The sequence below is a fragment of the Pseudomonas sp. RC3H12 genome, assembly GCF_018596375.1.
Taxonomy (GTDB): domain Bacteria; phylum Pseudomonadota; class Gammaproteobacteria; order Pseudomonadales; family Pseudomonadaceae; genus Aquipseudomonas.
Genome location: NZ_CP075595.1, coordinates 3,728,633 through 3,755,585 on the forward strand (window position 1 = coordinate 3,728,633; position 26,953 = coordinate 3,755,585).

General features: G+C 66.2%; 26 protein-coding genes. 7 read left to right on the top strand and 19 right to left on the bottom strand.

The features are described 5' to 3' along the window. Positions 1-4: 4 nt before the first annotated feature. Both rpsP and ffh read right to left on the bottom strand, forming a co-directional pair. Positions 5-256, bottom strand: a complete 252-nt coding sequence (gene rpsP, locus KHO27_RS16905) for a 30S ribosomal protein S16 (RefSeq protein WP_011535318.1) — start codon at positions 254-256, stop codon at positions 5-7. Between the two features lie 233 nt (positions 257-489). Next, a complete protein-coding gene (gene ffh / locus KHO27_RS16910; protein ID WP_023629809.1) occupies positions 490-1,866 on the bottom strand; it encodes a signal recognition particle protein in 1,377 nt (458 codons plus the stop codon). Positions 1,867-2,128: 262 nt separating this feature from the next. Here ffh and KHO27_RS16915 point away from each other — a divergent pair, with 262 nt between their 5' ends. From KHO27_RS16915 to KHO27_RS16925, 3 genes are all read left to right on the top strand, one after another. Further along, positions 2,129-2,938 (top strand): cytochrome C assembly family protein, encoded by an 810-nt coding sequence (locus tag KHO27_RS16915; RefSeq protein WP_110699772.1) that lies wholly within the window; start codon positions 2,129-2,131, stop codon positions 2,936-2,938. Positions 2,939-2,947: 9 nt separating this feature from the next. Next, on the top strand, positions 2,948-4,135 hold the full coding sequence (locus KHO27_RS16920) for a transporter associated domain-containing protein (RefSeq protein ID WP_110699776.1): 1,188 nt from the start codon (positions 2,948-2,950) through the stop codon (positions 4,133-4,135). Positions 4,136-4,375: 240 nt separating this feature from the next. Beyond that, complete coding sequence (locus KHO27_RS16925; RefSeq protein ID WP_102682909.1) at positions 4,376-5,680, top strand: MFS transporter; 1,305 nt, start codon at positions 4,376-4,378, stop codon at positions 5,678-5,680. A gap of 78 nt (positions 5,681-5,758) precedes the next feature. Here the strand turns inward: KHO27_RS16925 and purT are convergent, their stop codons facing one another. The 5 genes from purT to KHO27_RS16950 form a co-directional block, all read right to left on the bottom strand. Continuing rightward, on the bottom strand, positions 5,759-6,940 hold the full coding sequence (gene purT / locus KHO27_RS16930) for a formate-dependent phosphoribosylglycinamide formyltransferase (RefSeq protein ID WP_214500511.1): 1,182 nt from the start codon (positions 6,938-6,940) through the stop codon (positions 5,759-5,761). A 74-nt stretch (positions 6,941-7,014) separates the two neighbouring features. Further along, positions 7,015-7,482 (bottom strand): 7-cyano-7-deazaguanine/7-aminomethyl-7-deazaguanine transporter, encoded by a 468-nt coding sequence (locus KHO27_RS16935; protein ID WP_023629807.1) that lies wholly within the window; start codon positions 7,480-7,482, stop codon positions 7,015-7,017. 86 nt (positions 7,483-7,568) lie between these two features. Beyond that, a complete protein-coding gene (locus tag KHO27_RS16940; RefSeq protein WP_102682911.1) occupies positions 7,569-7,763 on the bottom strand; it encodes a DUF1289 domain-containing protein in 195 nt (64 codons plus the stop codon). Next, a complete protein-coding gene (locus tag KHO27_RS16945) occupies positions 7,756-8,280 on the bottom strand; it encodes a gamma carbonic anhydrase family protein (RefSeq protein WP_102682912.1) in 525 nt (174 codons plus the stop codon). Before KHO27_RS16945 ends, KHO27_RS16940 begins: the two co-directional genes overlap by 8 nt. Positions 8,281-8,325: 45 nt before the next feature. After that, positions 8,326-8,925 carry a CoA pyrophosphatase gene (locus KHO27_RS16950; RefSeq protein ID WP_046854363.1) on the bottom strand — a complete coding sequence of 200 codons (600 nt, stop codon included), beginning with the start codon at positions 8,923-8,925 and terminating at the stop codon, positions 8,326-8,328. A 137-nt stretch (positions 8,926-9,062) separates the two neighbouring features. Here KHO27_RS16950 and KHO27_RS16955 point away from each other — a divergent pair, with 137 nt between their 5' ends. From KHO27_RS16955 to KHO27_RS16970, 4 genes are all read left to right on the top strand, one after another. Next, entirely contained in the window at positions 9,063-9,617 is a 555-nt protein-coding gene (locus KHO27_RS16955) for an NUDIX hydrolase (protein ID WP_102682914.1), read from the top strand. Between the two features lie 20 nt (positions 9,618-9,637). Next, on the top strand, positions 9,638-10,201 hold the full coding sequence (locus tag KHO27_RS16960; protein ID WP_102682915.1) for a L,D-transpeptidase family protein: 564 nt from the start codon (positions 9,638-9,640) through the stop codon (positions 10,199-10,201). Positions 10,202-10,423: 222 nt separating this feature from the next. Continuing rightward, positions 10,424-14,419 carry a hemagglutinin repeat-containing protein gene (locus KHO27_RS16965; protein WP_214500512.1) on the top strand — a complete coding sequence of 1,332 codons (3,996 nt, stop codon included), beginning with the start codon at positions 10,424-10,426 and terminating at the stop codon, positions 14,417-14,419. A 187-nt stretch (positions 14,420-14,606) separates the two neighbouring features. Beyond that, positions 14,607-16,226, top strand: a complete 1,620-nt coding sequence (locus KHO27_RS16970; RefSeq protein WP_214500513.1) for a ShlB/FhaC/HecB family hemolysin secretion/activation protein — start codon at positions 14,607-14,609, stop codon at positions 16,224-16,226. A 12-nt stretch (positions 16,227-16,238) separates the two neighbouring features. On the opposite strand, the gene KHO27_RS16975 is transcribed toward KHO27_RS16970, so the two are convergent. From KHO27_RS16975 to KHO27_RS17030, 12 genes are all read right to left on the bottom strand, one after another. Further along, a complete protein-coding gene (locus KHO27_RS16975; RefSeq protein ID WP_110699784.1) occupies positions 16,239-16,898 on the bottom strand; it encodes a general secretion pathway protein GspN in 660 nt (219 codons plus the stop codon). After that, positions 16,895-17,281 carry a type II secretion system protein GspM gene (gene gspM / locus KHO27_RS16980; protein WP_198754457.1) on the bottom strand — a complete coding sequence of 129 codons (387 nt, stop codon included), beginning with the start codon at positions 17,279-17,281 and terminating at the stop codon, positions 16,895-16,897. The genes KHO27_RS16975 and gspM overlap by 4 nt, the downstream gene beginning before the upstream one ends. Further along, positions 17,278-18,339 (bottom strand): GspL/Epsl periplasmic domain-containing protein, encoded by a 1,062-nt coding sequence (locus tag KHO27_RS16985; RefSeq protein WP_214500514.1) that lies wholly within the window; start codon positions 18,337-18,339, stop codon positions 17,278-17,280. Before KHO27_RS16985 ends, gspM begins: the two co-directional genes overlap by 4 nt. Beyond that, on the bottom strand, positions 18,336-18,926 hold the full coding sequence (locus tag KHO27_RS16990) for a prepilin-type N-terminal cleavage/methylation domain-containing protein (protein ID WP_214500515.1): 591 nt from the start codon (positions 18,924-18,926) through the stop codon (positions 18,336-18,338). Before KHO27_RS16990 ends, KHO27_RS16985 begins: the two co-directional genes overlap by 4 nt. Then, on the bottom strand, positions 18,923-19,291 hold the full coding sequence (locus KHO27_RS16995) for a type II secretion system protein (protein WP_102682922.1): 369 nt from the start codon (positions 19,289-19,291) through the stop codon (positions 18,923-18,925). The genes KHO27_RS16990 and KHO27_RS16995 overlap by 4 nt, the downstream gene beginning before the upstream one ends. Further along, the gene (gene gspH, locus KHO27_RS17000) at positions 19,288-19,722 is read right to left on the bottom strand and encodes a type II secretion system minor pseudopilin GspH (RefSeq protein WP_250888469.1); all 435 of its coding nucleotides are present in this window, start codon (positions 19,720-19,722) and stop codon (positions 19,288-19,290) included. The genes KHO27_RS16995 and gspH overlap by 4 nt, the downstream gene beginning before the upstream one ends. Before the next feature lie 109 nt (positions 19,723-19,831). Continuing rightward, positions 19,832-20,266 (bottom strand): type II secretion system major pseudopilin GspG, encoded by a 435-nt coding sequence (gene gspG / locus KHO27_RS17005; RefSeq protein ID WP_110699795.1) that lies wholly within the window; start codon positions 20,264-20,266, stop codon positions 19,832-19,834. Between the two features lie 14 nt (positions 20,267-20,280). After that, on the bottom strand, positions 20,281-21,477 hold the full coding sequence (gene gspF / locus KHO27_RS17010) for a type II secretion system inner membrane protein GspF (RefSeq protein ID WP_214500516.1): 1,197 nt from the start codon (positions 21,475-21,477) through the stop codon (positions 20,281-20,283). A 2-nt stretch (positions 21,478-21,479) separates the two neighbouring features. Continuing rightward, the gene (locus tag KHO27_RS17015; RefSeq protein ID WP_214501995.1) at positions 21,480-22,928 is read right to left on the bottom strand and encodes a GspE/PulE family protein; all 1,449 of its coding nucleotides are present in this window, start codon (positions 22,926-22,928) and stop codon (positions 21,480-21,482) included. After that, positions 22,928-24,877 carry a type II secretion system secretin GspD gene (gene gspD / locus KHO27_RS17020; protein ID WP_214500517.1) on the bottom strand — a complete coding sequence of 650 codons (1,950 nt, stop codon included), beginning with the start codon at positions 24,875-24,877 and terminating at the stop codon, positions 22,928-22,930. The genes KHO27_RS17015 and gspD overlap by 1 nt, the downstream gene beginning before the upstream one ends. 3 nt (positions 24,878-24,880) lie before the next feature. Then, positions 24,881-25,300: a pilus assembly protein PilZ gene (locus KHO27_RS17025; RefSeq protein ID WP_214500518.1), complete on the bottom strand. Its 420-nt coding sequence runs from the start codon at positions 25,298-25,300 to the stop codon at positions 24,881-24,883. Further along, complete coding sequence (locus KHO27_RS17030; RefSeq protein WP_214500519.1) at positions 25,297-26,943, bottom strand: bifunctional UDP-sugar hydrolase/5'-nucleotidase; 1,647 nt, start codon at positions 26,941-26,943, stop codon at positions 25,297-25,299. The genes KHO27_RS17025 and KHO27_RS17030 overlap by 4 nt, the downstream gene beginning before the upstream one ends. Positions 26,944-26,953: the final 10 nt, after the last annotated feature.

Genomic DNA, 26,953 nt, shown 5'->3' on the forward strand with positions numbered 1-26,953 from the left:
CTGCTCAGGCTGCAGCCTTGGCAGCTTCCTTCAGCAGCTGAGCAACACGCTCAGACGGCTGTGCGCCCTGGCTCAGCCAGTAGGTGACGCGCTCTTGGTTGACCGACAGCTTGACTTCGGCGCCCGATGCGATCGGGTTGAAGAAGCCAACGCGCTCAACGAAACGGCCGTCACGGGCGTTACGCGAGTTGGTCACGGTCAGGTGGTAGAATGGGCGCTTTTTCGAGCCGCCACGGGCCAGACGAATGGTTACCATGTGAACATCGTTCCTATAGTCGGTGCTGCAAAACTGAATGCCCAATGGGCACACGGGTGCCCAAAAGGCCGCATATTCTCGGGGAATACACGGACATTTGCAAATGCCTTTTTCGGCGAGCGCTTGACCCACCGTTCAGATCTGCCGGTTAAGCCGCCATTTGGCGGCACTGTACCCGCCGAAGCGGGGGCTGGGCGGCGGTCTTCATATTAAAGACCGCCGCCCGGATTCGCTTACATCTTGGGCATGCCGCCACCCGGCAGCATCCCACCAAGGCCACGCATCATCTTGGCCATGCCGCCCTTGGCGGAGAATTTCTTCATCATCTTCTGCATCTGCTTGTGCTGCTTGATCAGCCGGCCAATGTCCTGCACCTGGGTGCCGGAACCGAGGGCGATGCGGCGCTTGCGCGAACCGCTGATCAGGTCAGGGTCGCGGCGTTCGGCAGGGGTCATGGAATTGATGATCGCTTCCATCTGCTTGAACTGTTTCTCGGCCGCGCCCTGGGCATTGCCCATCTGCGACAGGTTGACGCCACCGATGCTCGGCAGTTTGTCCATGAGGCCGCCAAGGCCGCCCATGTTCTTCATCTGTTGCAGTTGATCGCGGAAGTCTTCGAGGTCGAAGCCCTTGCCCTTCTTCAACTTCTTGGCCAGTTTGTCGGCCTTTTCCTTGTCGATGTTCTGCTCGGCCTGCTCGATCAGGCTGAGCACGTCACCCATACCGAGGATGCGCGAAGCGATCCGGTCGGGGTGGAATGGCTCGAGGGCTTCGGTCTTCTCGCCCATACCGATGAACTTGATCGGCTTGCCGGTAATGGCGCGCACCGACAGGGCGGCACCGCCACGGGCATCGCCGTCGACCTTGGTCAGCACCACGCCGGTCAGCGGCAGCGCATCGCCAAAGGCCTTGGCCGTGTTGGCGGCATCCTGGCCGGTCATGGCGTCGACCACGAACAGGGTTTCGATCGGCTTGACTGCGGCGTGCAGTGCCTTGATCTCGTCCATCATGTCGGCGTCGACGTGCAGGCGACCCGCGGTGTCGACGATCACCACGTCGATGAACTTGAGCTTGGCTTCGCGGATCGCCGCTTCGGCGATGGCCACCGGCTTCTGGCTGATGTCGGACGGGAAGAAGGTCACGCCGATATCATTGGCCAGCGTCTCGAGCTGCTTGATTGCCGCCGGACGGTAGACGTCGGCCGACACCACCATCACGCTCTTCTTCTTGCGCTCTTTCAGGTGACGCGCCAGCTTGCCGGCGGTGGTGGTCTTGCCCGCGCCCTGCAGGCCGGCCATCAGCACCACGGCCGGCGGGGCGGCGTTGAGGGTCAGCTCTTCGTTGGCCGCCCCCATGAGGCTTTCCAGCTCGGCCTGGACGATCTTCACGAACGCCTGGCCCGGGGTCAGGCTGCGCGACACTTCGGTGCCGACCGCACGCTCCTTGATGCTGTTGACGAAATCCTTGACCACCGGCAGGGCGACGTCGGCCTCGAGCAGGGCCATGCGCACTTCGCGCAGCGTGTCCTTGATGTTGTCTTCGGTCAGCTTGGCCTTGCCGGTGACATGGCGCAGCGTCTGTGACAGGCGGTCGGTCAGGTTTTCGAACATGGTGATCCTTTCAGGCCCAGTGAAGCCGAGGTTTTTCAGGCGCCCAGGTGGAAATGCACACGCGCTGGGCACAACAAGGCGGCGATTATAGCGGAGACTGCCTTGCGCGCACACCTTGCTCGGGACCACCGGCCAGATGCGCTGCCTATCCCTGGCCATGGCCCCGTGGTATCGGGCTTGCCCCGCGATTGATACGCAGTCTTCCTTGCCTACCGCGTTCTATGCCAAACTCCGTCCCTTTAGGGCTTGCACGCCAGGACTTATGTTCTCTTCACCCAGCCTCATCCCCAACCTGCTCGCCGCCTTCCTTTATCTGGCCGCGACCGTCTACCAGGCCACCGGCCTGGCCCGTGGCGCCCGTGCCGACAAACGGCTGCTTGGCCTGCTCGGCACCCTGGCGGTCATCGCCCAGGGCGGCGCCCTGTTCTTCCAGCTGATCACGCCCCTGGGCCTGAGCCTCGACTTCTTCAGCGCCGCCAGCCTGATCGCCGTGGCGGTGATCGGCTTGACCCTGCTCGCCTGCCTGAGCATTCCCGTGGAGAACCTGCTGGTGCTGCTGTTCCCGCTCGGTGCGGTGACCGCGCTGCTGGCCCAGTTCGCGCCCCCCGGCACGGTGCCGCTGATCAACGAAGAGCCAGGCATCCTCGCCCATATCCTGCTGTCGATCCTGGCCTACGGCCTGTTCACTATCGCCGTGTTCCAGGCCTTGCTGCTGTTGCTGCAGGACTACCAGCTCAAGCACAAGCACCCGTCCGGACTGATCCGTAACTTCCCGCCGCTGCAGACCATGGAAAGCCTGCTGTTCGGCTTCCTATGGGCCGGCTGGGGGCTGCTGTCACTGTCGCTGATATCCGGCTGGCTGTTCCTCGACAACCTGTTCGCCCAGCATCTGGTGCACAAGACGCTGCTGGCCTGTGTCGCCTGGATCGTCTTCAGCGTGCTGCTGTGGGGCCGCACCCGCCTCGGCTGGCGCGGTCACAAGGCGATCCGCTGGACCCTGGCCGGTTTCTGCCTGCTGATGCTGGCCTACTTCGGCAGCAAGCTGGTCCGCGAATTCATCCTGCACATCTGACGGCCGCCCATGGACACTCTGCCGTACGCCCCGCTGCTCGGCATCATCGCACTGGCCCTGCTGTGGTCGGCGCTGTTCACCGCGGTAGACTGCGCCCGCCAGCAGCTCAATGGCCACGGCGCCCCCACCCTGCCCGCCCAGGGCCTGGTGCTCGGCGCCAGCCTCGGCAAGTTGCTGGTACTGGGCCTGGCCTGCCTGATTGGCCAGCGCTACAGCGGTGAACACGGCTTCTGGCTGGCCGGCCTTGGCGCCAGTTTCACCCTCCTGGTGCTCGCCGACTACCTGCCGCGCCGCCTGGCACGCCGCAACCCGCAAGCCTTCCTGGACCTGGGCGGCAACCTGCTGAAATTGCCGCTGACGTTGCTGCAGCCGCTGGGCTGCCTGCTCGACGGCTGCGCCAAAGTGATCCTGCGCCCGTTCCGCGTGCAACCCACTGCGGTGGCACTGCACCCGCAGCAGGGCGACGCATTCGACGAAGACGAACCTGCCGAGACCAGCCAGCACGGCCTGCTGGAGGGCCTGCAGGCGCTGGACAAGATCACCGTCAACGACATCCTGGTACCGCGCAACGAAGTAGACGGCATCAACCTCGACGATCCCATCGAGCAGATCATCGAGCAACTGATCATCAGCCGCCACACGCGCCTGCCGGTCTATCACAACGACATCAACCAGGTAGAAGCCGTCCTCAACACCAAGCTGATCAGCCACCTGCTGCCGCGGGCAGAGCTCACCCAGGAGAAGCTCCAGGCCGCCTGCTACGAGCCCTACTTCGTGCCCGAGAGCACACCGCTGCAGATGCAGTTGCTGAACTTCCACAAGCAGCAGCGGCGCATGGGCGTGGTGGTGGACGAGTATGGCGAAGTACTGGGTATCGTCACTTTGGAAGACATTCTCGAAGAGATCGTTGGCGAGTTCGAGGACGAGCAGAACCTGGACAACCCGCATGTCCACCCTCAGCCTGATGGCCGCTTCGTCATCGAAGGGACGGCTTCGCTGCGCGAGATCAACCGTACCCTGGGCTGGCACCTGCCCTGCGACGGCGGGCCGAAAACCTTGAACGGCCTGGTCACCGAAGCACTTGAAAGCATTCCAGAAAGCGCTGTATGCCTGAAAATTGGCAGATATCGGCTGGAAATCCTCGAAACCGAGGACAATTGCGCGAGCAAGGTACTGGTCTGGACGCTGGCTCGATAGCTATACTCGGGTCACGCTTACCCAGCCCTGCCGTCCCGCCCGCTACCCGCACCCGGCGTCCGACGGCCAGTCCGCCCCACTGACACGCCCCGCGGTCCTGCTCAGCACCCCGATCAGCCACCGCTCAACGCCTATCCCCTGGGCTATCGTCAGTCGGCGACCAACAACAATACGCTCCGGCTCCCGTGTGCCCGCCACATGGGCCGTGCCCCATGGAGCATGACTGTCAGGGACCTTCGCATGACTACCAGCACCACCTACGCCGAACCTGCCTCGGCGGCCCCGGTCAACTCGCCTGCCCGGGTGGCCACCGCCAGCTTCATCGGCACCGCCATCGAGTTCTACGATTTCTACGTCTACGCCACCGCCGCCGCGCTGGTGATCGGGCCGGTGTTCTTCCCGTCCGGTTCCGGTACCGCGCAAATGCTGGCGGCCTTCCTTACCTTCGGTATCGCCTTCCTCGCCCGGCCACTGGGATCGGCGCTGTTCGGCCACTTCGGCGACCGCATCGGGCGCAAGTCGACGCTGGTCGCCTCGCTGCTGCTGATGGGCGTCTCGACCACCCTGATCGGCGTGCTGCCCGGGTATGACAGCATCGGCGTATGGGCACCGATCATGCTCTGTGTGCTGCGCTTCGGCCAAGGCCTGGGGCTGGGCGGCGAATGGGGCGGCGCGGCATTGCTGGCCACTGAAAACGCCCCTGAGGGCAAACGCGCGTGGTTCGGCATGTTCCCGCAGTTGGGCCCGTCGATCGGCTTCCTCGCCGCCAACGGCCTGTTCCTCACCCTGGCCCTGGTGCTCAGCGACGAGCAGTTCCGCGAATGGGGCTGGCGCATTCCGTTCCTGCTCAGCGCCGCACTGGTGCTGGTCGGTCTCTACGTGCGCCTGAAACTCGAGGAAAGCCCGGTGTTCGCCAAGGCCGTGGCCCGCCAGGAGCGGGTCAAGATGCCTGTGCTCGAGCTGTTTTCCCAGTACTGGCTGCCGACCCTGCTGGGGGCTGCGGCGATGGTGGTGTGCTACGCGCTGTTCTACATCTCCACGGTGTTCTCGTTGAGCTATGGCGTGTCCACACTGGGCTACAGCCGTGAAACCTTCCTCGGCCTGCTGTGCTTCGCCGTGGTGTTCATGGCCCTGGCCACGCCCCTGTCGGCCTGGTTGAGCGACCGTCATGGGCGCAAGCCGGTGCTGATCGCCGGCGCGCTGCTGGCCATCGCCTCGGGCTTTGCCATGGAACCGCTGCTGACCTCGGGCTCGACCGCAGGCGTGGCGCTGTTCCTGGCCATCGAACTGTTCCTGATGGGTGTGACCTTTGCCCCGATGGGCGCGCTGCTGCCGGAGCTGTTCCCGACCCATGTGCGCTACACCGGCGCTTCGGCGGCCTACAACCTGGGCGGCATCGTCGGCGCCTCGGCGGCACCGTTCTTTGCCCAGAAGCTGGTGAGCATGGGGGGATTGAGCTGGGTGGGAGGCTATGTGTCGGCGGCGGCGCTGATCAGTCTGATTGCCGTGCTGTGCCTGAAAGAGACGCGCAATACCGAGCTTTGAATCAATCGCGGGGCGAGCCCGCTACCACGCCAGACTGATACTGGCGTGGTAGCGGGCTCGCCCCGCGATCGTTTCAGATCAGAACTCGACCTTGACCGCCTGCGAAGCCCGGGTCGCCTTGGCCCGCGCCGCCTCGACCGATTCGTCACGCGCCAGGCACACGCCCATGCGTCGAGTACCATTGATCTCTGGCTTGCCGAACAGGCGGATGGCGGTATCCGGCTCGCTCAGCGCCGCGCCCAGGTTGGCGAAGCTGGTCTGCTGCGACTGGCCTTCAGGCAGGATCACCGCCGACGCCGACGGGCCGAACTGGCGCACCACCGGGATGGGCAGGCCGAGGATGGCCCGCGCGTGCAGGGCGAACTGCGACAAGTCCTGGGAAATCAGGGTCACAAGGCCCGTGTCGTGCGGGCGTGGCGACACTTCGCTGAACCACACCTGGTCGCCCTTGACGAACAGCTCCACACCGAACAGGCCACGGCCGCCCAACGCGTCGGTGACCGCCTGGGCTACACGCTGCGACTCGGCCAACGCCTTCGGGCTCATGGCCTGGGGCTGCCAGGACTCCTGATAGTCGCCCTTTTCCTGTCGGTGGCCGACCGGCGCGAGGAAGGTCGTGCCACTGACATGGCGCACAGTGAGTAGGGTGATCTCGTATTCGAAGTCGATGAAGCCTTCGATGATCACCCGCCCCTTGCCGGCACGGCCGCCTTCCTGGGCATAGTCCCAGGCTTTCTGCAGGTCATCGGCGCCGCGCAGCAGGCTCTGGCCCTTGCCGGACGAGCTCATCACCGGCTTGACCACGCACGGGTAGCCCAGGTCGGCCACCGCCTTGCTGTAATCCTCGAAGGTGTCGGCGAAATGGTACGGCGAGGTCGGCAGGTCCAGCTCTTCGGCAGCCAGGCGACGAATGCCTTCGCGGTTCATGGTCAGCTGGGTGGCGCGGGCGGTGGGGACGACATTGAAACCTTCGTTTTCCAGCTCGACCAGCGTGGCGGTGGCAATGGCTTCGATCTCGGGGACGATGTAATGCGGCTTTTCCGCCTCGATCACTGCGCGCAGGGCCACGCCATCGAGCATGTTGATCACATGGCTGCGGTGCGCGACCTGCATCGCCGGCGCATTGGCGTAGCGGTCCACGGCGATCACTTCGACGCCCAGGCGCTGCAGCTCGATCACCACTTCCTTGCCCAGCTCGCCGCAGCCGCACAGCAATACACGGGTCGCGGTGGGCGACAGTGGGGTTCCGATACGGGTCATTTCAGGTCCTCGAAGGCGTCCGGGGCCGCGCCACGCTGGCTGCCGCCCGCTGAAAAATGGACCGGTATTCTACATCAGGATGTGGCCACCGCGCGCCGTGCCCGCCAGGCCATGATCAACCACACCGCGGTGACCCCGGCGAACTTCGAGGCCATCGCCGTGCCGATCACTGCAGGCGTCAAGGCACCGATCATGCCGAAGAAGATGAAGGTGTCCACCGGGATGCTCAGCGCCGAGCTCAGCCACAGGCGGTCGCGCAGGGGGCGCCGGGTAACGCTGAACACCAGCCAGTCGATCAGTTCGGAGACGAAGAACGCGGTCGCGCTGGCCAGGGCGATGGCAGGCTCGGAGGTGATATAGGACAGCACCAGCGCCACCAGCATGGCCAGCAACGCGCCATGGCCGTAGCGGGTCTGCACCATGTCGCGCAGGATGAACACCAACCCGCCCCAGGCGGACCAGATCACGTCCAGGTGCGGCGCACTGGAGAAGGCGAAGTTGATCAGCACCACGCTGCTGATGTAGGCGATGAGATAGAACATGATGGGTGTTCGGAATGGGCAAGCCGGACAGATTAGCGTCGCCCCCTTCGCCGGGCAAGCCCGCTCCCACGGCTGTTCGACAGGTGCTACAGACCGATGATCAACCCGGCCGCCAGCGCCCGCTCATGGCAGCGCTGCAACACCACGCGCCGCTCGGCATTGTCCATGCGCCCCCAACGAGTGATCTCGCTCACCGTACGCTGGCACCCGGTGCAGATATCCTGCTCGTCCAGCGCGCAGACATTGACACAGGGCGAGGCCACGGGCCGCTCGTCACTCATCGTCGCTCACCAGGTCACGGGCATAGCGCTGGGCATTGTGCACATAATGGGCGGCGCTGGCCTCGAGCATGCGTTTCTGCTGCTCGGTCAACTCGCGCACCACCTTGCCCGGCGACCCCATCACCAGCGAGCCGTCGGGAATCTCCTTGCCCTCGGGGATCAGGGCGTTGGCGCCGATGATGCAGTGCTTGCCGATACGCGCCCCATTGAGGATCACCGCATTGATGCCGACCAGGCTGTAGTCGCCGACCGAGCAGCCATGCAACATGGCGTTGTGGCCGATAGTCACGCCGCGACCGAGGGTCAGCGGCGAGCCCATGTCGGTGTGCATCACCGTGCCGTCCTGGACGTTGCTGTCCTCGCCGATGTCGATCAACTCGTTGTCGCCGCGCAGCACCGCGCCGAACCACACGCTGGCCCGGGCCTGCAGGCGCACCTTGCCGATCAGCGTGGCAGTGGGCGCGGCCCAGCTTTCGGGATGGGCTTCGACGCGCAGGTCGCCCAGGCGGTATTTCATGTGTCGCTCCTCACGGTTGAACGCCAGTGGCGGGGTGTGCCCCGCTCAGTTCTCGATGAAACGCTCGGGGGGCTGGTGCAAGCTGATGCCCGCGTCGAACAGCAGGTTGACCAGTTCGACGATCATGATCGCCGAGAGCCCCCAGATCTTGTAGTCGCCGTAGCGGTAGCTGGGCACGTACCAGCTGCGGCCCTGGTAGTCGATGCGGTGGGTGTGCTCGCGGGGGTCCTGGCGGAAAAACGCCAGCGGCACACTGAACACGGCGGCGATTTCCGCGTCGTTGGCGCGGTACTCGACATAGTCCGGGATCAAACCGACGAACGGCGTCACCTTCAGGCCGTGCAGCGAGATCAGCGGGCTGAGCGGGCCGATGACCTCGACCAGCCCCGGCGGCAGGCCGATTTCCTCCTCGGCTTCGCGCAGGGCCGTGAACACCAGGTCTGGGTCCTCAGGGTCGCGCCGCCCGCCCGGGAAGGCGACTTCACCACCATGGGTGGACAGGCCCTTGGCGCGCAGGGTCAGCACCAGCTCCGGCTCCTCGCTGCGGGTAATGGGCAGCAACACCGCCGCTTCGGGGAAACGGCGGTCCGTCTCCGGTGATGCGGGGGTATGGTTGCTCATTCGGCGAAGAAGCTCGTCCAGCATTACGCACTCTCGTGTCCAAGGCCTGCCCTGCATGATGCACCAAAGCCGCGAGGCACCCAAGCCCCGCCCGCAGGCCGCTTGCGATAAGCGGGCCGGGCGCGCCAAGATAGCCCGACCCCACTGGAATGAATGAAAGCATGAAATTCTGCAGCGCGTGCGGCCAACCGGTCACCCAGCGGATCCCCGAAGGCGACAGCCGCCTGCGGTATGTCTGCGATCATTGCCAGACGATCCACTACCAGAACCCCAATATCGTCGCGGGGGTCTTGCCTACCTGGGGCTCCCAGGTACTGCTGTGCCGCCGGGCTATAGAACCGCGCCGAGGGTTCTGGACGCTGCCCGCCGGCTTCATGGAAAACGGCGAAACCCTCGATGCCGCCGCGCGTCGCGAAACGGTCGAGGAAGCGTGCGCGCGGGTCGGCGAAACCTGCCTGTACCAGTTGTTCGACCTGCCGCACATCAACCAGGTGCACGTGTTTTTCCGCGCCGAACTGGCCGACCTGGACTTTGCAGTGGGCATCGAGAGCCTTGAAGTACGCTTGTTCGAAGAGCACGAGATCCCCTGGCGCGAGCTGGCTTTCCGCACCGTCACACGCACACTAGAATGCTATTATCGCGACCGCGTCAGGCAGCACTATCCGATTGGCCATGAATACCTGCCGCCGATGAACGTCACGTCGTCCACCACCTAAGTTTTCAGGGATACGGTTTCATGCGCTGGCTGCTTGCCCTCTTCTGCCTCAGTGTCGCCTCGGTGTCGCAAGCCGCCTTCACCGAGACTATCATCCGCAAGACGCCGTCGGCCGCGCCGTCGCCGGTCCAACCCGCCACCACTGGCACCCAGCAAGAGCGGCTGATCGACAAGGTGCTGGTGATCAAGTCCGAGCGCCGCCTGCAACTGATCAGCCGTGGCGAGCCGCTCAAGACCTACCGCATCTCCCTGGGCAAGCAACCCAAGGGGGCCAAGGCCCGCGAAGGCGACAAAAAAACCCCGGAAGGCCTGTACTGGCTCGACTGGCGCAAGGTCAGCGACCGCTACAACCTGGCCATGCACATCTCCTACCCGAATATTACCGATGCCGCCAAGGCGCGCAGCGAAGGTGTTGCCGCTGGCAGCATGATCATGATCCACGGCACGCCGATCAACGAGGAGTACCCCGAGTGGTATTTCCATACCCTCGACTGGACCGAGGGCTGCATCGCCATGCGCAATGACGACATGCGCGAAGTATGGAGCATGGTCAAGGACGGCACGCTGATCGAAATCCGCCCCTGAGCGCTCACCGGTGGCACCAAAGGCCTGTCCTGCTCACGCGTGACAGGCCTTTCTCTTTTAGTGCACGCCCCTTTTCGCCACACCACCGCTCACTTTTCCTACAGTTAGAATCGCCTCATTCCCCGCACAATAGTGGCGTTGAGCCACATAAATGCCATCACTGACATTCTTAGAATTCCCGCAGCTGATTTCACGATTTCGTACATCACTTGCGAGGTTTTCATGCAAAATCCTGTCTCCAAGACCAGACCCGACCCCCTGCGCTGGGCTGTCTTCCTTGCCCTGCTGGGCAGCACCCAGGTTCAGGCGCAAGGCGCCCTGACACCGACACCGGGCCCTGGCGGCACCCCGATCATCGACAACAGCCATGGCGTACCGGTCATCGACATCGTCGCGCCTAACACTAGCGGCCTGTCGCACAACCAGTTCCTCGACTACAACGTCGGCAAGCCCGGCTTGGTGCTGAACAATGCCCTGCAGGCCGGGCAGTCGCAGCTGGCCGGCCAGTTGGGCGCCAACTCGCAATTCCAGGGCCACGCCGCCTCGACCATCCTCAACGAGGTGGTCGGCCAGAACGCCTCGCGGATCGAAGGGGCTCAGGAGATCTTCGGCCAGAAAGCCGATTACCTGCTCGCCAACCCCAACGGCATCACACTCAATGGCGGCAGCTTCATCAATACCACCCGCGCCGGCTTCCTGGTCGGCAGGGCGGACGTTCACGACGGGCAGATCAAACACCTCGACAGCCGTGACGCCAGCGGCACGCTGAATGTGCTGGGCCGCGGCCTGAGCAATGCCGCAGGCGCCCTGGACCTCATCGCGCCGCGTATCGACACCACTGGGCACCTGTTCGCCAAAGGGCAGCTGAACATGACCATCGGCCACAACCTTGTCGACGCCCGCAGTCGCGAGGTGCTCGAACAGCTCCCCGCCGCCACCGCCATCGATGCCAACCTGCTTGGCGCCATGCAGGCCGGACGCATCCGCATCGTCAGCACCGCCGAAGGCGCCGGCGTGCAGGTCGGCGACAAGGAACTGCGCGCGGATCGCGACTTGATCATCCACTCCGCAGGCAACCTTCAGGTGCAGGGCAGTGACAAGCGCCAGGCGAGTCTCGTCAGCCATACTGGCAAGCTGGACCTCAACGCCGCCGGCGACCTGCGACTTACCCACGCTCATGGCAAGGCGAGGCAGATCGAGGTCCGCGCAGGGAACAAGCTGACCCTCGACACCGCCACCCGCGAAAAGGTGACGGACGACCCTGTCAACTGGTCGAAGCAATGGCTGTTCATCCCCACCGAAAGCCACAACGGCAAGACCACGCAAACCAGCCGCCAGCAACTGGGCAGCAGCCTCGTGGCCGAGGACAGCGTGACGTTGCAAGCGGGCAGCGACCTGCACCTGACCGCTGCGCACTTGCAGGCGGACAACGGCCTGAAACTGCGCAGCGATGGCAATATGACGATCGACGGTGGCGTGGACACCCTCGATATCGCCGAGCAGTCCACCCACAAGCGCTACCTGAACCGCACCGACATCGACAGCCAGTCACACAGCCAGCAGCTCAAGGCCAGCACCCTCAAGGGCGGTACCCTCGTCGCCAGCGCCGAGGGCGACATGCAGATCTCCGGCGCCCACCTCGAGGCGCGCAAGCAGGTCAAACTCGACGCCAAGGGCGATCTGCGGATCGAAAGCGCCGTGGAAAACGATCATGCCCAGCGCACCACAGGCAAGCGTGAACTCGTGGCCAGCGCCGGCAAGAACGCCCCTGACTCGGAGCAGTACACGGCCAAGATCGGCTACGAAAAACTTCACAGCGACGAGCAGACCACCGCGACACGCCAGATCGCCAGCAGCATCAGCGCGGATTCCGTCTCGCTGCACAGTGATCGTAAACTGACGCTCAGTGCTTCGAACGTGCAGGCAAGGAAAGACCTCATGCTGACCGCCAGCGAAGTCGAACTGGCGGCAGCCTACGACACCCAGGACAGGCATACCCTCGATACCCGTACAGGTGCCGCGCTGAGCGTCACCGGCGGCACCGACCGCGTAGGCCTTGGCATCGACGGCTATCATGGCCCGGCCGCCGTGCTCGAACGCGAAACCACGACTCGACGAAGCCATCTGTCAGCAAGCGGCGATCTGCACATCGACACCCCGCAACTCACCACCACCGCTGCTCAGCTGAATGCGGGACGCACCTTGAAAGTGGACGCCGAGCGCATCGACAACCGTGCGGCAGCCGACACCAAGGTCCGGGAAACCACACTCACTAACTGGGACGGCGGCCTGAGCGTAGGCATCGACTATAAGTACCTCAGCGATCGCGTCAAGCAGCTGTTCACTGGCAAGCAAGCCGAAGACAAAGCGTCCTCACCGAACGCTGGCGCCGAACTATCGCTCCAACACACGTCACGCCTGCACAAGGACACCGACAGCACCGCGCAGGTCACGGCCTTCGATGGCGGCGACATCATCGTTCGGGCCGATCAGCTCAAGGATGAAGGGAGCGCCTACAATGCCGGGGCTGGGCGCTTGCACATCGAGGCTGGAGAACACCAGCTGCTGGCCGCCCGGGATCAGAGCAGCAGCGAAATACGCGACACCACCGGTGGCGGCAGCCTGCGTGTAAGCACCGTCACAGGAACGGAAGTCAACGCAAGACTTGAAGGTCATGGCAACACGCTGAACCAGCTAAAGCAGGCAACCACAGCTCGAGTCGGCAGTTTGCAGGGCAGCCAGGGGGTCCAGGTAGAACTCGAACGTAGTGGTCACTATGAGGGTGTCCGCTTCGAGGGCGGCAACGGCGCGGTCAGCCTGCGCAGTGGCGGCGACCTGACACTCGCAGCAGCCCATGATCACAACACTGAACACACCACCACGCTGGACGCCGGATTGGCGGTCAAGGCCGGCACCGGCCTGCTCGGCCCCAACGGCGGCCTGGACGGTAATCTCAAGCGCCACAGCCTGGAAACGCAGCACAGCCAGGCACGGGTCGCACAAATCGATGGCAAAGGTGCCGTGGAACTGACCAGTGGCGGTGATATGCGCCTTGAAGGCACGCGCATCGGCAGCCGTGCGGGCACCGGCGACATTACCCTGCACAGCGAAGGCAGGCTGAGCGTGACAGCCGCCAGCGATACCCGCCAGAGCCTGGGCAAGACCTGGGGCGGCAAGCTGAATGTCGACGGCAGCACTACCGGTGGTGGCTTGGGTGGCAAAGGCACCTTCGGCTGGGTCAATGAGCAGGCCAGCACAGCCATTGGCGCGCAGTTCGACAGCAAGGGCTTGGTGGAGATTACCAGCTTCGCCCATGACGATACCGCGCTGCAGGTACAGGGGCTGCAAGCCAACGCCAAACGGATAGCACTGGACGCCCGCAATGGTGGCCTGCTGGTCGAGGCAGCCAGCAACACCGAGCGCCACGACAACCTCGACGTTACCATTGGTGGCGGCCTGAAGGTCGATGCCATGGACATTGGGGGCATCAACGCCCAGGTCAAGGTCGGTCTGGATAAACGCGACAACACCACCTGGCATGACAGCAAGCTGCGCGCCGACCTGATCGACTTGCGCAGCCAGGGCGATACCCGCATCGAAGGCGCACAGCTTGAGGCGCAGGCAATCGAAGGCAAGATCGACGGCAACCTGCGGGTGGCCAGCCGTCAGGACCAGGTCGACAGCGTAAAGCTAGAGGTCGACGCCAGTCTCGCCCAGAAGCAAGCGGCAGCATCCGAGACTGAAACCCCGGCCTCGCTGGCGAGCGTTTTCGAGGGCGGCAACATCACGGAAATCGCCGGGGCGCTGTGGAACAAAGTCACCGCGAAATTTACCCCGTCGGTCAAGATGGACTACGCCAAGCGCAACAACGACACCGTCAGCCAGCAGACGCTCCTGTCCGGCACGCAAGGCATCGATCTGCAGGTAGCTGGCGACACCCGCCTGGTCGGCGCCACGCTGCAGGCGGCCGATGGCCAGGTCGAACTCGGTGGCGGCGCGGTCTCCCGCGACAACCTGAGCGGTCGGGACTACGCCAAGGATGTGAAGGTCAACGTCGATTTGTCCACGACTGGCCTTGCCAGTACCGCCTATTCGTACCTCTCGAACCTGTTCACCGGCAGCACCGACAAGGCTGACGACCACAAGGCATACAGCAACACCGGTCACGACCGCACTACCGAGTATGTCTCGCAGATAAAGGAGAGCCGCCAGCGCTGACGCTTGCCAGGCAGCGGCCTGTGGGTCGCTGCGCCTCCCACACGGATTCTGCGGGAGCGGGCATACCCGTTCCCACAGGGGCATCGGACCGAACCCCATGAACGCACCGATCTTTTCCTCCCATACTTTCCGCCCATCAAGCGCAGGCATACGCCACATCGCCACTGTCCTGCTGGCTTGCCTCATCATGACGCTATCGGCCAACGCCATCGCCACGGTCGACCCGGCCAGCCAGCAGTTGCGGGATCAGCAACAAGCCGTGCGGCAACTGGAGCAGCAGCAGCGGCTCGAACGCTGGCAGCGCAGGCAACCCGCCAACTCCACTGAAGACAGCGGTACTGCAATGCTCGACCCCGACCAGCACTGCTGGGCGATCAGCGGGGTACGCCTGGCCGGCAACCGCATGCTCGATACCCGGCAACTGCAGCCGATCGTGCGTGCGCTGTCGTCCACTTGCATGGGGGTCGCCGAAATTGACCAGCTACTCAAACAACTGACCCGGCACTACGTGCAAGCCGGATATCCCACCAGCCGCCCCTATGTGGCCCGCGCCCCTGAGCACGGCGCCCCGCTGGACATCGTCATCGTCGAAGGCTTCATCGAATCGATCGAACTGGCTGGCGCCGACCTGCCCCTGTCGCTGCAAGGCGCATTTCCGGGCATGCTCGGCCGTCCCCTGCACCTGCCGGATCTCGAGCAAGGCCTGGACCAACTCAACCGGCTGCGTGCCTATGACCTGCAAATGGCCTTGCTGCCGGGCGAGATGCAAGGCGGCACCCGCGTCGTGCTCGAACCCCGGCGCGTCGCTTCACGCGCCCACCTGGACGCCCTGCTCGACAACCGCGGCGGGGAACTGACCGGCCGCCACCGCCTCAACCTGGGGCTTGGCCTGGACAGCCCGCTGGGCCTGAACGACGACCTGCGCCTTTCGCTGAGTTCGGTGGTGTTCGACGCGCCTGGCCAAAGCGAAGGCGTCAGCCTGTACTACAGCATTCCCCATGGCCGCTGGACCTTCACCCTGAATGCCAGCCAGATGCGCTACCGAGCGCCGATCCCAAACACCCGCTACGCCAGCAGTGGCCGCAGCGAGTTCTACGGCGTCGGCGCCGAGCGCGTGCTGTGGCGCAACCAGCAAGGCATGCTCAGCGCCAGCGCCCGGCTGGACCGCAAGCAATTGCTCAACCGCTTCGGCCCCGCCGTACTGGCGCTGCAGAGCCCGACCCTGGCCACCCTCGAAGCTGGCCTGAACCTGCTGTGGCTCGAAGGTGGACTGTGGAACGCTTACCTGGGCGTAAGCCAAGGGGCACGCTGGTTCGGCGCCGACCGACCGTTCGCCCACAAGCAGGCGCCACGTCCGGACTTCACCAAGTACCGCGCCAACCTGCTGCACCTGCGCCAGGGCCAAGCTCAATGGCCCTGGCGCTGGCAAAGCGAACTGGCCCTGCAATACAGCGCCCATGTGCTGCCCGCCGTCGAGCAACTGCAATTGAGCGATCACTCGGCCGTGCGCGGATTCCGCAAGCACAATGTCGCGGGCGCCAGCGCCGGGGCATGGCGCAACACCTTCAGCCAGCCGCTACCCCTGCCGGTGCAGGTACGCCCGTCCTTCGGCGTGGACCTGGGCTGGGCCCGCTATGCGCGCACCAGCCCGTCGCAGCGCCTGGTCGGTGCCTCGGCAGGGGTCGAACTGAACCTGCCGCACAGCACGGTGCGCCTGGACTACCAACGCGCACTGCACGCCAGCGATCGCCCGCGCAAATCACTGGAGCAAGGCTTCTGGGTCGCGCAATGGTCCCTCGCCCTCTGACCGGCATGTGGGCTACCACCTGAGCCGGCGCTGCCCGACCGTGTCCTCGGGCCCCAGCCATTGCACGCCGCGCAGCACGGGCGTCAAACCGGCATCGGCCTGCAACACGAAATCGACCTGCACTTGCCGGGCCGCCAGGTCGGCCTCCAGGCTCATCTGGTGCTGGCCCTGGCGAACCAGGCCAGCGCTCAACCGCCAGCCCTGACGGCAGTCCATTGCCAGCGAGCCCTGTCCCAGCACCAGCGACCAGGGCGCGTTCAAAGCCAGGTCGGCGACGGTGATGCTGCCTGCGGCGGCCCGACAATGTTGCCCCGAGCCTTGCAGCTTGATACTGCCCTGCCATTGCCCGGCCAGGCGATAGTCAGCGCCGACGCTTGGCTGTGCGCCCAATGCCTGGAGGTCCGCCTGCCAACGCCACGGCCAACCACTCAGGCGGCCTTGCCAGCCCTGCTCCTGGAAGCCCAGGCGCACCTGCAGGTCGCGCTGCCATGGACGCCATGTCCATTGCACGGGTCCCACCGGTCCCAGCCGGGCAAACTGCCCTTGCCACAGGCTGCCGTTCACTCCCTCCGCCGGCAACCCGAACCCCGCCACCAGCCAGCGCGCCGGCAGTTCGAACACCAGGGTCAGACAGAACACCAGGCCCAGCCAAAGGTACGCCCGCCGCCTCATGGTCGAAGCCGCACGGTGAAACGCAGCCCCTCGGTATCTCGCTCCAGCCCCCATTGCAACGGCTGCGCGCCGTCATCGCGCAGGGCCTGCAACCAGCCCTGCAGGGCTTGGGCATCGGCCACCTTGCCGCGCAGCAGCCAGCCTTCGTCCTCGGACTGCACCTCGACCAACTCGATGTGCCGGGCCTGGGCCGATGGGTGCAACGCTTCAAGGGTCAGCGCAGGCTGGCGCGGCTGTGCCGCGAGCGATTCGGCCAGTGCCTGCCATTGCCGCTGTTCCTGCCAGAAGGCCACGCCCTCGCGCAGCGCCAGCAACACCAGCAACAGCACGACGACACACCAGGCCAGCGGTAGTCGATGATGTCGCATCCACTCACGGCTCATGCGGCGCTCCCCAGGTCGAACACCACGCGGCGCGCCTCGTCTTCCACCTGGACCTGCACGCCGACCGCCGTGGCCATCTCCTGCCAGGGCGCAGCTATGCCCTCACCGACCAGCTCAAGGTGCCAACGCTGGCCATCGAAGCGCACCGCCCGCAGGTGCCAGCCGGGATGATCGTTCAACCACCCATCGACCTGCGCCTGCAATGCCTCGAGCTGGCGCAGGCGCACCTGGCTTTCACGCGCCTCGTCCTGCAGTTGCGTCAACACCCGCGCAGCCTGGCGAGGCGTCGGCTGGACGCCGGTAACGGCCTGCACCTGGGCGCGATAGAGCTGGGCCTGGCGCCATTGTTGCGCGCTCCACAGCCCGCCCCACGCCAACGTCAACGCCAGGCAGGCAATTGCCAGGCGCGCCTGCCCCTTTGCCAGGCGCAAAACTTGGCTTGGCCGGCGGGCCTCGAACAAGCCGGGCAAGCCATCGAGCGGGGCCAGCACATCGGGCCAGTCGCCGTCGATGCACTCGACCTCCCCAGTCAGCCAGGCAAGCGCGGGCGGCGTGCCAAGCCCCTGCGGCCAGGCCAGCCAGTGGGCCTGGCCCTTGTACAGGCTCATCGCTCCTCGTCGCCATTGCCAAGCCGCTTCTGCCGCACAGTCGGGCAGCAGCTGGAACTCAGCCCAGCAACGTTCCACGGTCAGCCCCCAGCTGGCGCACTGTCCTCGCCACGCGTTGAGCCTGCCCCGCGCCACCACCAGCAGACGCAACTGCCCTGCGTGGCGCCCGATACAGGCACACAGCACGTCATCGTCGCCTTGCAGCAAGCGGTCCTCGAGCAGCAAAGGCCATTCCTCGCGTTTCAGCCCAGGCGGCGCGGGCAGCAGGAAATGACTGCAATGCTCACCAGGGACGATCAGGGCAACCCGCGCCCCGAGCCCGGCCGGTGGCTCGCCCCGGCCTTGGCGCAACGGGCGGCCTTGGGTGACCAGCAGCCACTCCCAGACATCGCCGGGGCGCAGCAGCAACCAGGGTTGTGCCGGCGCCCGCCCGCGCCATTCAAGCTTCATGCGCGCCCCCAGGGCAAAACGAAGGTACAGGTATAAGGTGCTCCATCACGCACTAGCTCCACGCGCACGCCCCTACCGGGGTGCGCCGGTTGATCGGAAGGCCAGGCCAGCCAACGGCCGGTCTGGTGGTAGAGAACATTCATCGCGCTGACCCGCTCCAGCCGTTCGCGTAGCACCCAAGCCGGGGCCGCGGCGGCGTACAGGTCGGCCGAGGTTTCCAGCAGCAGCCGTTGTTCACGCGGCTCGAAGCGCAGGCGCTGGCGCTGCAGGCGCGATCCCCCTTCGGCCTGCGGCCAGGCGGCGGCGGCCACCCACAGCAGTTGCTGACGGTCGGGCTGCCAGTCGAGCCAGCGCGCCGCCAACGGCAAACGCTGCTCGTACAGGCGGCGCAGCACCGGGCTGTCGAAACGCCGCTCCAGGGCCAGGCAAAAATCCACTACGCCGGTTTCGCTCACCTGTTCATCGAGCCGCTCGCGCACCTTCAGCCAGCCGTTGACCAGCGCCGACAGCATCACCCCGAGCAAGGCCGTGAGGGCCAGAGCCACCAGCAGTTCGATCAGGGTCATGCCCGCCTGGCACCGTTTCATGGCCGCTCCAGGAACACAGTGAACTGCCCCAGCGGCAGGCGCTGGTCACGATCGGCATGCAACAGCAGTTCGCCACGGCGCAGGTCGCGCACACCGGTGCGGCGCAGTTGCAACTGCCAATGACAGGCCTGCCCGCCCTCCACCAGCACACCGTTGTCCTGGTTGGTCACCGGCCAATACTGCTCGACCACGAAGCGTGCCTGCAGCTCACGGGCGCATAGCAGGCCCAGGCGATGCTGCTGCACGGTGTCCTGCACCGCCAGGCGCTGGCGCAGGACCTGGCTGGTGATCACCGCCAGGACGGCGGCGATGCCCAGGGCCACGCTCACCTCCAACAGGGTGAAGCCGCGTTGCCGGCGCTTCATGGCATCGCGCTCACGCGCAATTGCCCGCCGCGGTCCCAGTCCCAGCGCTGACCGCCCTCGGCCCAGCGCCAGCGCACAGTGCCCGGACGTGACCAGCCATCGGGGGTAAACAGCAGCGCTGGCGCCTGGCTGACGGGCCAGTCCGGGCGCAGGCCTTTGGGCCAATCGCCGAGCGCCACGGTTTCCACCTGCCAGTGCTCGCCTTGCCGACGGACGAACTCGGGGCGTTGACCGTTCCAGCGCAGCCCGCGCAACTGCCCAGCATGGCGCGCCAGGTCGGCCTGGGCCACGGTGGCGGCGGCCAGGCGATCGAGCGCCTGGTCGATGCTGCTTCTGCCGCTGTCGAGCCAGGCAACGGCCAGGCTGGTCATCAAGGCGGCGATGGCCAGCACCACCAGCAGTTCGAGCAGGCTGAAACCGCGCTGTTGGATCGGGACAGCGTGGGAGCGGGCTTGCCCCGCGATGGCGGTGGCGTGGCCAACATTGCCATCGCGGGGCAAGCCCGCTCCCACGCAGTTGCGCTCCCCTCGAGCCATCACCTCAAAGCGCCCAGTTGCCCAGGTCGGCATCCAGCCCTTCGCCGCCCGGCACGCCATCGGCGCCCAGCGAATACACATCGACCCGGCCATGCTCGCCGGGCATGCGGTACTGGTACGGGGTGCCCCACGGGTCTTCCGGCAGGCGGCGGATATAGCCGTCACTGCGCCAACTGCGCGGCAGCGGCTCCTGGGTCGGCTTCTTCGCCAGCGCCGCCAGGCCCTGTTCGGTGCTGGGGAAGCGCAGGTTATCCAGGCGATACATGTCCAGCGCCTGCTCCAAGGTCGCGAGGTCGGCCATGACTTTCTGCTTCATGGCCTTGTCCTGGTTGCCCAGCACGCTGGGCGCGACCACGGCGATCAGCAGGCCGATGATGAAGATCACCACCATGATTTCCATCAGCGTGAAGCCCCGCTGGCGGTTACGTCGTTGCGGCATCGAAGTTCTCCTTGTCACAGTTGCAATCCCTGGTTGAGCTGCATGATCGGCAGCAGCACCGCCAGCACGATGAACAGCACCACGGCGCCCATTACCAGGATCATCAGCGGTTCGAACAGCGCCATGGCGGTGTCCACCTGGCGGGCGAAGCCGCGCTCCTGGTCATCGGCCACCCGTTCGAGCATGTCGGCCAGGATGCCGCTGGCCTCGCCGCTGCCGACCATGTTCACCAGCAGCGGCGGAAATTCCCCGGCGTTATCCAGCGCCCGATGCAGGCTGGTGCCGCCCTGCACCTGCTGGCGTACCTGCTCCATGGCTGCGCGGATGCGCCGGTTGCCGACTGTCTCGGTGGCCACCTGCAGGGCTTCGAGCAGGGCCACGCCGCTGCCGCAGAGGATCGCCAGGCTGCGTGCCAGGCGCGCGCTCTCCAGCACTTGCAGCAGCACACCCATACGCGGCAGGCGCAGCAGCAGGTCGTCGCGGCGCAGGCACCAGTGCGGCTTGCGCAGCAGCCAGCCGCCCAACAGCGCGGCCAGGATCGCCAGTGCCAGCAGATAGGGGCCGGCCTGCACCAGCCCCTGGCTCAAGCCGATCAGTAGCGACGTGATGAACGGCAGGCTCTGCCCGGAGTGGGCGAACTGCTCGGTGAGCTTGGGCACCACGAAGGTCATCAGGCCGACCACCACGGCCAGTGACACGCCCATCAGCACCGCCGGGTAGATCAGCGCGGTGCGTGCCTTGTGGCGCTGGCGCTGGACCTGTTCGAGGTGGTCGGCCAGACGGCTCAGCACCTGGCCAAGGCGCCCGGAGCGCTCGCCGGCCTCGACCAGCGCGCAATACAAACCAGTGAACGGCGCGCCCTGTCGCGCCAGGCTACGCGCCAGCCCCAGGCCCTCGGCGAGGGAGCCGCGCAAGGCCACCAGCACCGCGTGCAAGGCCGGCTGGCGTAGTTGCCGCTCCAGTGTGGCAAGGGCATCGACCAGGGGGATGCCAGCGCCAACCAAGGTCGCCAATTGGCGGGTCAGCTCGCACAGTTGGCCACGGGTCAGGCGCTGACGACGTGGCTGGTGGCTGTCGTGGCGTTGCAAGTGCCGGGTGAACAGCCCCTGCTCGCGCAGCAATTGCCGCGCATGGCGCTCGCTGTCGGCCTGCACGCTGGCCTTGTGCGCCTTGCCGGTAAGATCCACGGCCTGGTAGCGATAGGTCGGCATGGCTAGCCCTGCACCACGCGCAGCACTTCGGCCAGGCTGGTCTCGCCACGGGCCAGACAGTCGCGGGCCTCAGCCACCAGGCTCTGCCGACGGCCATCCAGGTAGGCCTGCATGGCCAGTTCGCTCTCGCCGTCGTAGAGCAAGGCAACCAGCCCGGCGTCCAGCTCGATGAATTCGTACAGCCCCAGCCGGCCGACATAGCCGCTGCCCTGGCAGTGCTCGCAGCCGACCGGGTGATAGCTTTCGCGCAGGCTGCCCAGCTCCGGCCACAGTTCACGCTCGGCGCTTTGCAGCGGCTGCGCCACCGCGCAGGTGCACAGGCGCCGCACCAGGCGCTGGGCCAGCACGCCACGCAGGCACGAGGCAATCAGGAACGGCTCGATGCCCATGTCACGCAGGCGGGTCACCGCACCGACGGCACTGTTGGTGTGCAGGGTCGACAGTACCAGATGCCCGGTGAGGCTGGCCTGCACGGCGATCTGCGCAGTCTCCTGGTCGCGGATCTCGCCCAGCATGATCACGTCCGGGTCCTGGCGCAGGATGGCGCGCAAGCCACTGGCGAAGGTCAGCCCGGCACGCGGGTTGATGGCGGTCTGGCCGATGCCGGCGATGGCGTATTCCACCGGGTCCTCGACGGTGAGGATATTGCGGCTGCCGTCATTCAGGCTGTTGAGGCTGGCGTACAGCGTGGTGGTCTTGCCCGAGCCGGTGGGGCCGGTGGACAGCACAATGCCATTGGGCCGTGCCAGGCAACCACGCAAGCCGCGCAGCACGGCGGCAGGCATGCCCAGGTTGTCCAGCGCCAGCAAGCTGGCCTGCTTGTCGAGCACGCGCATCACCACCCGCTCACCATGGATGCCGGGCAGGGTCGAGACCCGCACGTCCACCTCACGCCCGGCGGCGCGCAGGGTAATGCGGCCATCCTGGGGCTGGCGCTTCTCGGCGATATCGAGCCGCGCCATGACCTTGATCCGCGACACCAGCATCGCCGACAACGCCCGTGGCGGGCGCAGCACCTCGCGCAGGTGGCCGTCGATGCGCAGGCGCACCACCAGGCTCTGCTCGAAGGTCTCGATATGGATATCCGAAGCGCGCAGGCGCAGCGCCTGGCCGAACAGGCCGTTGATCAGGCGGATCACCGGTGCCTCGTCATCGCTTTCCAGCAGGTCCTCGATGCGCGGCATCTCGCTCATCAGGCTGTCCAGGTCGACCTGCTCGCCGATGCCTTCGATCAAGGCCTGGTTCGCCGCCTCGCCAGCCTGGTAAAGCTGGCCGAGGCGCTCGTCGAAGCTCGCACTGTCGAGCTGCTCGACGGCCACCGGCTGGCCATGCACGCGCAGCAGTTCCTGCAATTGGTCACTGTCGGCGTCGCCGCGCAGCCACAACTGCCAGCCGTTTTCAGCCGGCGCCATTGCCACCCCGCTCTGCCGTGCCAGGCGATAGGGCAGCATCACCAGTCACCGCCTTCCAGACGTGCCCGGCTGGCGGGGAACACTTGCAGCAACGGCAGGCCCTCGGCCAGCGCCGGGAGCTTGAGCGGGGTGTTCTGCTGCAGGCTCTGATACTTCTGCTGGCTGATCCCGGCCAGGCTCTCACCGTCACGCAGGATGCGCGGGCGGATGAACACCATCAGGTTCTGCTTGGTGTTCTTGCTGGCGTCGGAGCGGAACAGCCGGCCCAGGTAGGGAATATCGCCGAGCAGCGGCACGCGCTGATTGCTGGTGGCCATTTCGTCGCTGATCAGCCCGCCGAGGATCACCAGGCCGTTGTCCTCGACCATGACCTTGGTCTTGATCTCGCGCTTGTTGGTGATCACGTCACTGGCGGCGCTGGAGTCGGCGATCGACGACACCTCCTGGACGATGTCCAGGCGCACGCTGTCGTCGATGCTGATCTGCGGCTTGATGCGCAGCTTCACCCCGACTTCCTTGCGCTCGATGGTCTGGTAGGGGTTGGCGTTGTTCTGGGTGACGGAGCCGGTGACGAACGGCACCTCCTGGCCCACCAGGATCGACGCCTCGGCATTGTCCAGGGTCAGCAGGGTCGGCGTGGACAGCAGGTTGAAACCGCTCTTGCCCTTGAGTGCGTTGACCAGCATGGCGAAGTTGAAGCCACCACCGATATGGCCGATGCCGGCGGTGGCGCCGGTGGTGGCCGAAAGCAGCTTGCCGAGTTTCTCGTTGTCGCCGCTGCTGGCGGCCCCGGCGATGCTGGCGATGTTCACCCCGTTGCCGCCGAAATTGACGATGCCGGCGCCGAACTTCTCGTCGGCGAACAGCCACTGCACGCCCAGTTCCTGGGCGCTGCTGTCGGAGACCTCGGCGATGATCGCCTCGACCACCACCTGCGCCCGGCGAATGTCCAGCTGCTCTACGATGCTGCGATAGGCGGCCAGCTCGCTGTCCGGGCCAACCATCACCACGGCGTTGGTGCCCTCCTCGTACTCCAGGCGGATGCCCGAGTCGCTGGCCGCCGGCACCGGCGCATCCTTGCCCTCGCCTTCCGCCGCCGGTACCGTGCCAGCCTGGCTCAGGCCGCGCAGCACCTTGACCACTTCGGCGGCATTGGCGTGGCGTAGATAGATGACCTGGGTGTTGCTGCTGCGCAGACTGTCGCTGGGCCGGTCGAGCTGCACCAGCAGCGCCCGCACCCGCTCCCGGCTGTCGGCGCTGCCGCGCACCAGCAGCGCATTGCTGCGCGGGTCGGCAACCACCTGGGCGCTGTCGGCGCCCTGCTCACGGGCCAGCAGGCGCGTCACCAGCCCGGCGGTGTCGGCGGCGCTGGCGTGCCTGAGCGGCATCACCTGCAACGGCTCGTCGCTGACCTGGTCGAGCTGGCGCAGCAGGCTGTCGATGCGCTCCAGGTTACTGCGCCAGTCGGTGACCACCAGCAGGTTGGCCGCCGGATACGGGGTGATCACTCCGACCCGTGGGTCGATCAGCGGCTTGAGAATGCCGAGCATCTGCTCGCTGGCGGCGTTGCGCACATTGAACACGCGGGTGGCCACGCCGTCGCTGCCTTCGGCCTTCTTGCCCGCGGTTTCCACCGGCACCGGCTCCAGGCGCGCGGCCTGGTCGGGCACGATCTTCACGCTGCCGTTGGGCAGGTCCACGGCCGCGAAGCCCTGGGCGCGCAGCTGGGCGAGGAAGATGTCGTAGATGGCATCGGCGTCGTGGCGATCGACCGTGCGCACGGTGACCTTGCCCTGCACCCGGGGGTCGACGATGAAGGTGGTGCCGGTAATGCGCGACACGCTGTCGATGAACTCACCGAGCTCGGTGTCGACGAAGTTCACCTCGTACAGCGGCGTGCCGTCGTCGGCAAAGACCTCCGGCTCTTCGGCCCAGGCCAGGGACATGCCGAGCATCAGCAGCCCGGCCAGACAGTACCTTGCGATCATCATTCATCCTTGGCGCTTGAAGCCGGTCACGGCGGGGCGTGGTGGCCAGGGCAGGCGCTCGCGCCGCCCGTTGTTGTCGAAGATCAGGCCATCGGCGTCGATGTCCTGCAGCACGATGCCCGGCGCCAGGCGCTGGCCACGGCCGAGGGTGCGCACCTGTTGGCCATGGCGCAGTACCACCACGCTGGCCGACAGCGGCTGGGCCTTAAGCCCGCCCAGGTAGACCAGGGGCAGGCGGGTGAGCGGGATGCGCCCGTCATCGACAGGCGTCTGCCAGTGCTCGGCCAACAAGCCTGGCAACGGTGCCGGCGCCGGCACCGGCGCATTGGCCGGTTGCGGCTGGCGGCTGAGCAGCAGCACGCACTGCGCCGCCAGCCAGCCGGCGAGGGTCAGCAACGCGAAGCTGAAAAGACGCGAAATCACGCGGCCACCTGGTGCGGGTGCCAGCCAGGGTGGCCCTGCACGTAGCGCACGGCCGGCAGTTGCAAGGATGCCAGGGCCCAGCCCGGCGCCTGGCGGGTCAGCCAGGCTTCGAGGGTCTGCCACAAGGGCGCGCCGGCCTGGGCATCGAAGTGCAGGCCAAAGGTGCGGCACAGGCCCTCGACGGGTTGCAGGCCGATGATGCGCTTGCCGTTGGGGCTGTAGCTCACCTGCCAGTCCTGGCTTTGCCAGCGCGGCAGGTCCTGGCTGTTGTCCAGCAGCAACGGGTCGCCGAACAGCTGCTCGGCGGCGTTTTCCAGCACCTGCTCGACCTGGCGCGCCGGGGCCTCGACAACCGGGGCGGGATAGCCGCCAGTCAGGCTGATCAGATGCTCGCGGGTGATCGCTTCACCGGCTTGCAGAGGGTAGTCGTAACGCAGGCCGGGCAGCAGCACCGGCATGCTCGAGTCGTCGGCCAGGGCCTGGTGCAGCAGGCGGTCCCAGCTACCGCCACGGGTATCGCGGCGCCACAATGCTTCTGGGGCACGCGCCAGCGGCTGGTCGAGCCAGGCGGCATGACCGCTGCGCTGGCGTTGCAACTCGCCGCGCAACTGGTTGGCGCGGGCCAGGGCCTGGGGGGCGAGGCTGTGTTCGAAGGCCGGGAAGAACCGCGCCTCGAACTGCCATTGGCCGCCTGCCTGGCGGCAGCGCAGGCGAAACGCGCCACTGGCCCGGCAACCGGCGAACAGCACCGGTACCCGGCGGCCGCTGGCCTGGGTGGCCTGCACCGGCGCCGGCCACAGGTCCTGGCCACGGGCGCACAGCAGCACATCCACCTCAGGTATGCGCTCGGCCAACCACAAGCCCGGGCCGGTGCCGACATCCGCCAGCGCCACCACCAGGTCCGCCTCGCGCCGGGCTTGCTGGAAGCTCGGTTGCAAGGATTGGTACCACTGTTTGAGGGAGGCTTTCTGGTCCTGGGCGTAGGGGTCGGTGACGCCGACCACTGCGATGCGCACACCGCCACGCTGGAACACCTGCAGCCCCTTGACGCCCAGCGCCTTGCCCTGGGCATCGGCCAGCCCGGCGCCGAGGGTAATCGAGGAGGACTGCCGATAGAGCCCGGCACTGCGCTGCGGCCACAGCACACGCTCATCACTGCTGACCCGCGCTTCGCTGCCCAGCAGTTGGCTGCCCTGCACACCGCTTTCGCCCTGGGTGAGGTAGGCCAGGCCGCTGCCGTTCCAGCATTGGCCGTTCTCCAGGGTCAGGCACTGTTCGCTACCGGCCTCGCGCCGCAGCTGTTCGAGCAGCGCGGCCAATACTGCATAGCCTCCAGTCTGGGCCTGGCCGGCAAGGCCAGCATCGAGCAACGGCGCCAGCGCCGGCTGCCCGGCGCTGGCATTCGGCCCGCTCATCCAGGGTGCACGGCCCAGGTGGCTGACCGGGCCCAGGCGTGTGGCCGGCACAACGGCCTGGCCCGGTTGGCGGGCGTCGAGGGTGTCGGCGACATACAACAGGTCCAGCGCCCGATCGGCCCCGCCACGCGGCAGGGGCAAAGCCGAGCAGGCGCCGAGCAACGGTGCCAGGGCACCGACACCCATCCAGCTGATCACTTCGCGCCTGCTCGCCATCGACTCCGCCATCCCTGTTCAC

Excerpts from the sequence above, each read along its gene's own strand:
- rpsP (WP_011535318.1), bottom strand. The coding sequence starts at position 256 with ATGGTAACCATTCGTCTGGCCCGTGGCGGCTCGAAAAAGCGCCCATTC.
- ffh (WP_023629809.1), bottom strand. The coding sequence starts at position 1,866 with ATGTTCGAAAACCTGACCGACCGCCTGTCACAGACGCTGCGCCATGTC.
- KHO27_RS16915 (WP_110699772.1), top strand. The coding sequence starts at position 2,129 with ATGTTCTCTTCACCCAGCCTCATCCCCAACCTGCTCGCCGCCTTCCTT.
- KHO27_RS16920 (WP_110699776.1), top strand. The coding sequence starts at position 2,948 with ATGGACACTCTGCCGTACGCCCCGCTGCTCGGCATCATCGCACTGGCC.
- KHO27_RS16925 (WP_102682909.1), top strand. The coding sequence starts at position 4,376 with ATGACTACCAGCACCACCTACGCCGAACCTGCCTCGGCGGCCCCGGTC.
- purT (WP_214500511.1), bottom strand. The coding sequence starts at position 6,940 with ATGACCCGTATCGGAACCCCACTGTCGCCCACCGCGACCCGTGTATTG.
- KHO27_RS16935 (WP_023629807.1), bottom strand. The coding sequence starts at position 7,482 with ATGTTCTATCTCATCGCCTACATCAGCAGCGTGGTGCTGATCAACTTC.
- KHO27_RS16940 (WP_102682911.1), bottom strand. The coding sequence starts at position 7,763 with ATGAGTGACGAGCGGCCCGTGGCCTCGCCCTGTGTCAATGTCTGCGCG.
- KHO27_RS16945 (WP_102682912.1), bottom strand. The coding sequence starts at position 8,280 with ATGAAATACCGCCTGGGCGACCTGCGCGTCGAAGCCCATCCCGAAAGC.
- KHO27_RS16950 (WP_046854363.1), bottom strand. The coding sequence starts at position 8,925 with ATGCTGGACGAGCTTCTTCGCCGAATGAGCAACCATACCCCCGCATCA.
- KHO27_RS16955 (WP_102682914.1), top strand. The coding sequence starts at position 9,063 with ATGAAATTCTGCAGCGCGTGCGGCCAACCGGTCACCCAGCGGATCCCC.
- KHO27_RS16960 (WP_102682915.1), top strand. The coding sequence starts at position 9,638 with ATGCGCTGGCTGCTTGCCCTCTTCTGCCTCAGTGTCGCCTCGGTGTCG.
- KHO27_RS16965 (WP_214500512.1), top strand. The coding sequence starts at position 10,424 with ATGCAAAATCCTGTCTCCAAGACCAGACCCGACCCCCTGCGCTGGGCT.
- KHO27_RS16970 (WP_214500513.1), top strand. The coding sequence starts at position 14,607 with ATGACGCTATCGGCCAACGCCATCGCCACGGTCGACCCGGCCAGCCAG.
- KHO27_RS16975 (WP_110699784.1), bottom strand. The coding sequence starts at position 16,898 with ATGAGGCGGCGGGCGTACCTTTGGCTGGGCCTGGTGTTCTGTCTGACC.
- gspM (WP_198754457.1), bottom strand. The coding sequence starts at position 17,281 with ATGAGCCGTGAGTGGATGCGACATCATCGACTACCGCTGGCCTGGTGT.
- KHO27_RS16985 (WP_214500514.1), bottom strand. The coding sequence starts at position 18,339 with ATGAAGCTTGAATGGCGCGGGCGGGCGCCGGCACAACCCTGGTTGCTG.
- KHO27_RS16990 (WP_214500515.1), bottom strand. The coding sequence starts at position 18,926 with ATGAAACGGTGCCAGGCGGGCATGACCCTGATCGAACTGCTGGTGGCT.
- KHO27_RS16995 (WP_102682922.1), bottom strand. The coding sequence starts at position 19,291 with ATGAAGCGCCGGCAACGCGGCTTCACCCTGTTGGAGGTGAGCGTGGCC.
- gspG (WP_110699795.1), bottom strand. The coding sequence starts at position 20,266 with ATGCCGCAACGACGTAACCGCCAGCGGGGCTTCACGCTGATGGAAATC.
- gspF (WP_214500516.1), bottom strand. The coding sequence starts at position 21,477 with ATGCCGACCTATCGCTACCAGGCCGTGGATCTTACCGGCAAGGCGCAC.
- KHO27_RS17015 (WP_214501995.1), bottom strand. The coding sequence starts at position 22,928 with ATGCTGCCCTATCGCCTGGCACGGCAGAGCGGGGTGGCAATGGCGCCG.
- gspD (WP_214500517.1), bottom strand. The coding sequence starts at position 24,877 with ATGATCGCAAGGTACTGTCTGGCCGGGCTGCTGATGCTCGGCATGTCC.
- KHO27_RS17030 (WP_214500519.1), bottom strand. The coding sequence starts at position 26,943 with ATGGCGGAGTCGATGGCGAGCAGGCGCGAAGTGATCAGCTGGATGGGT.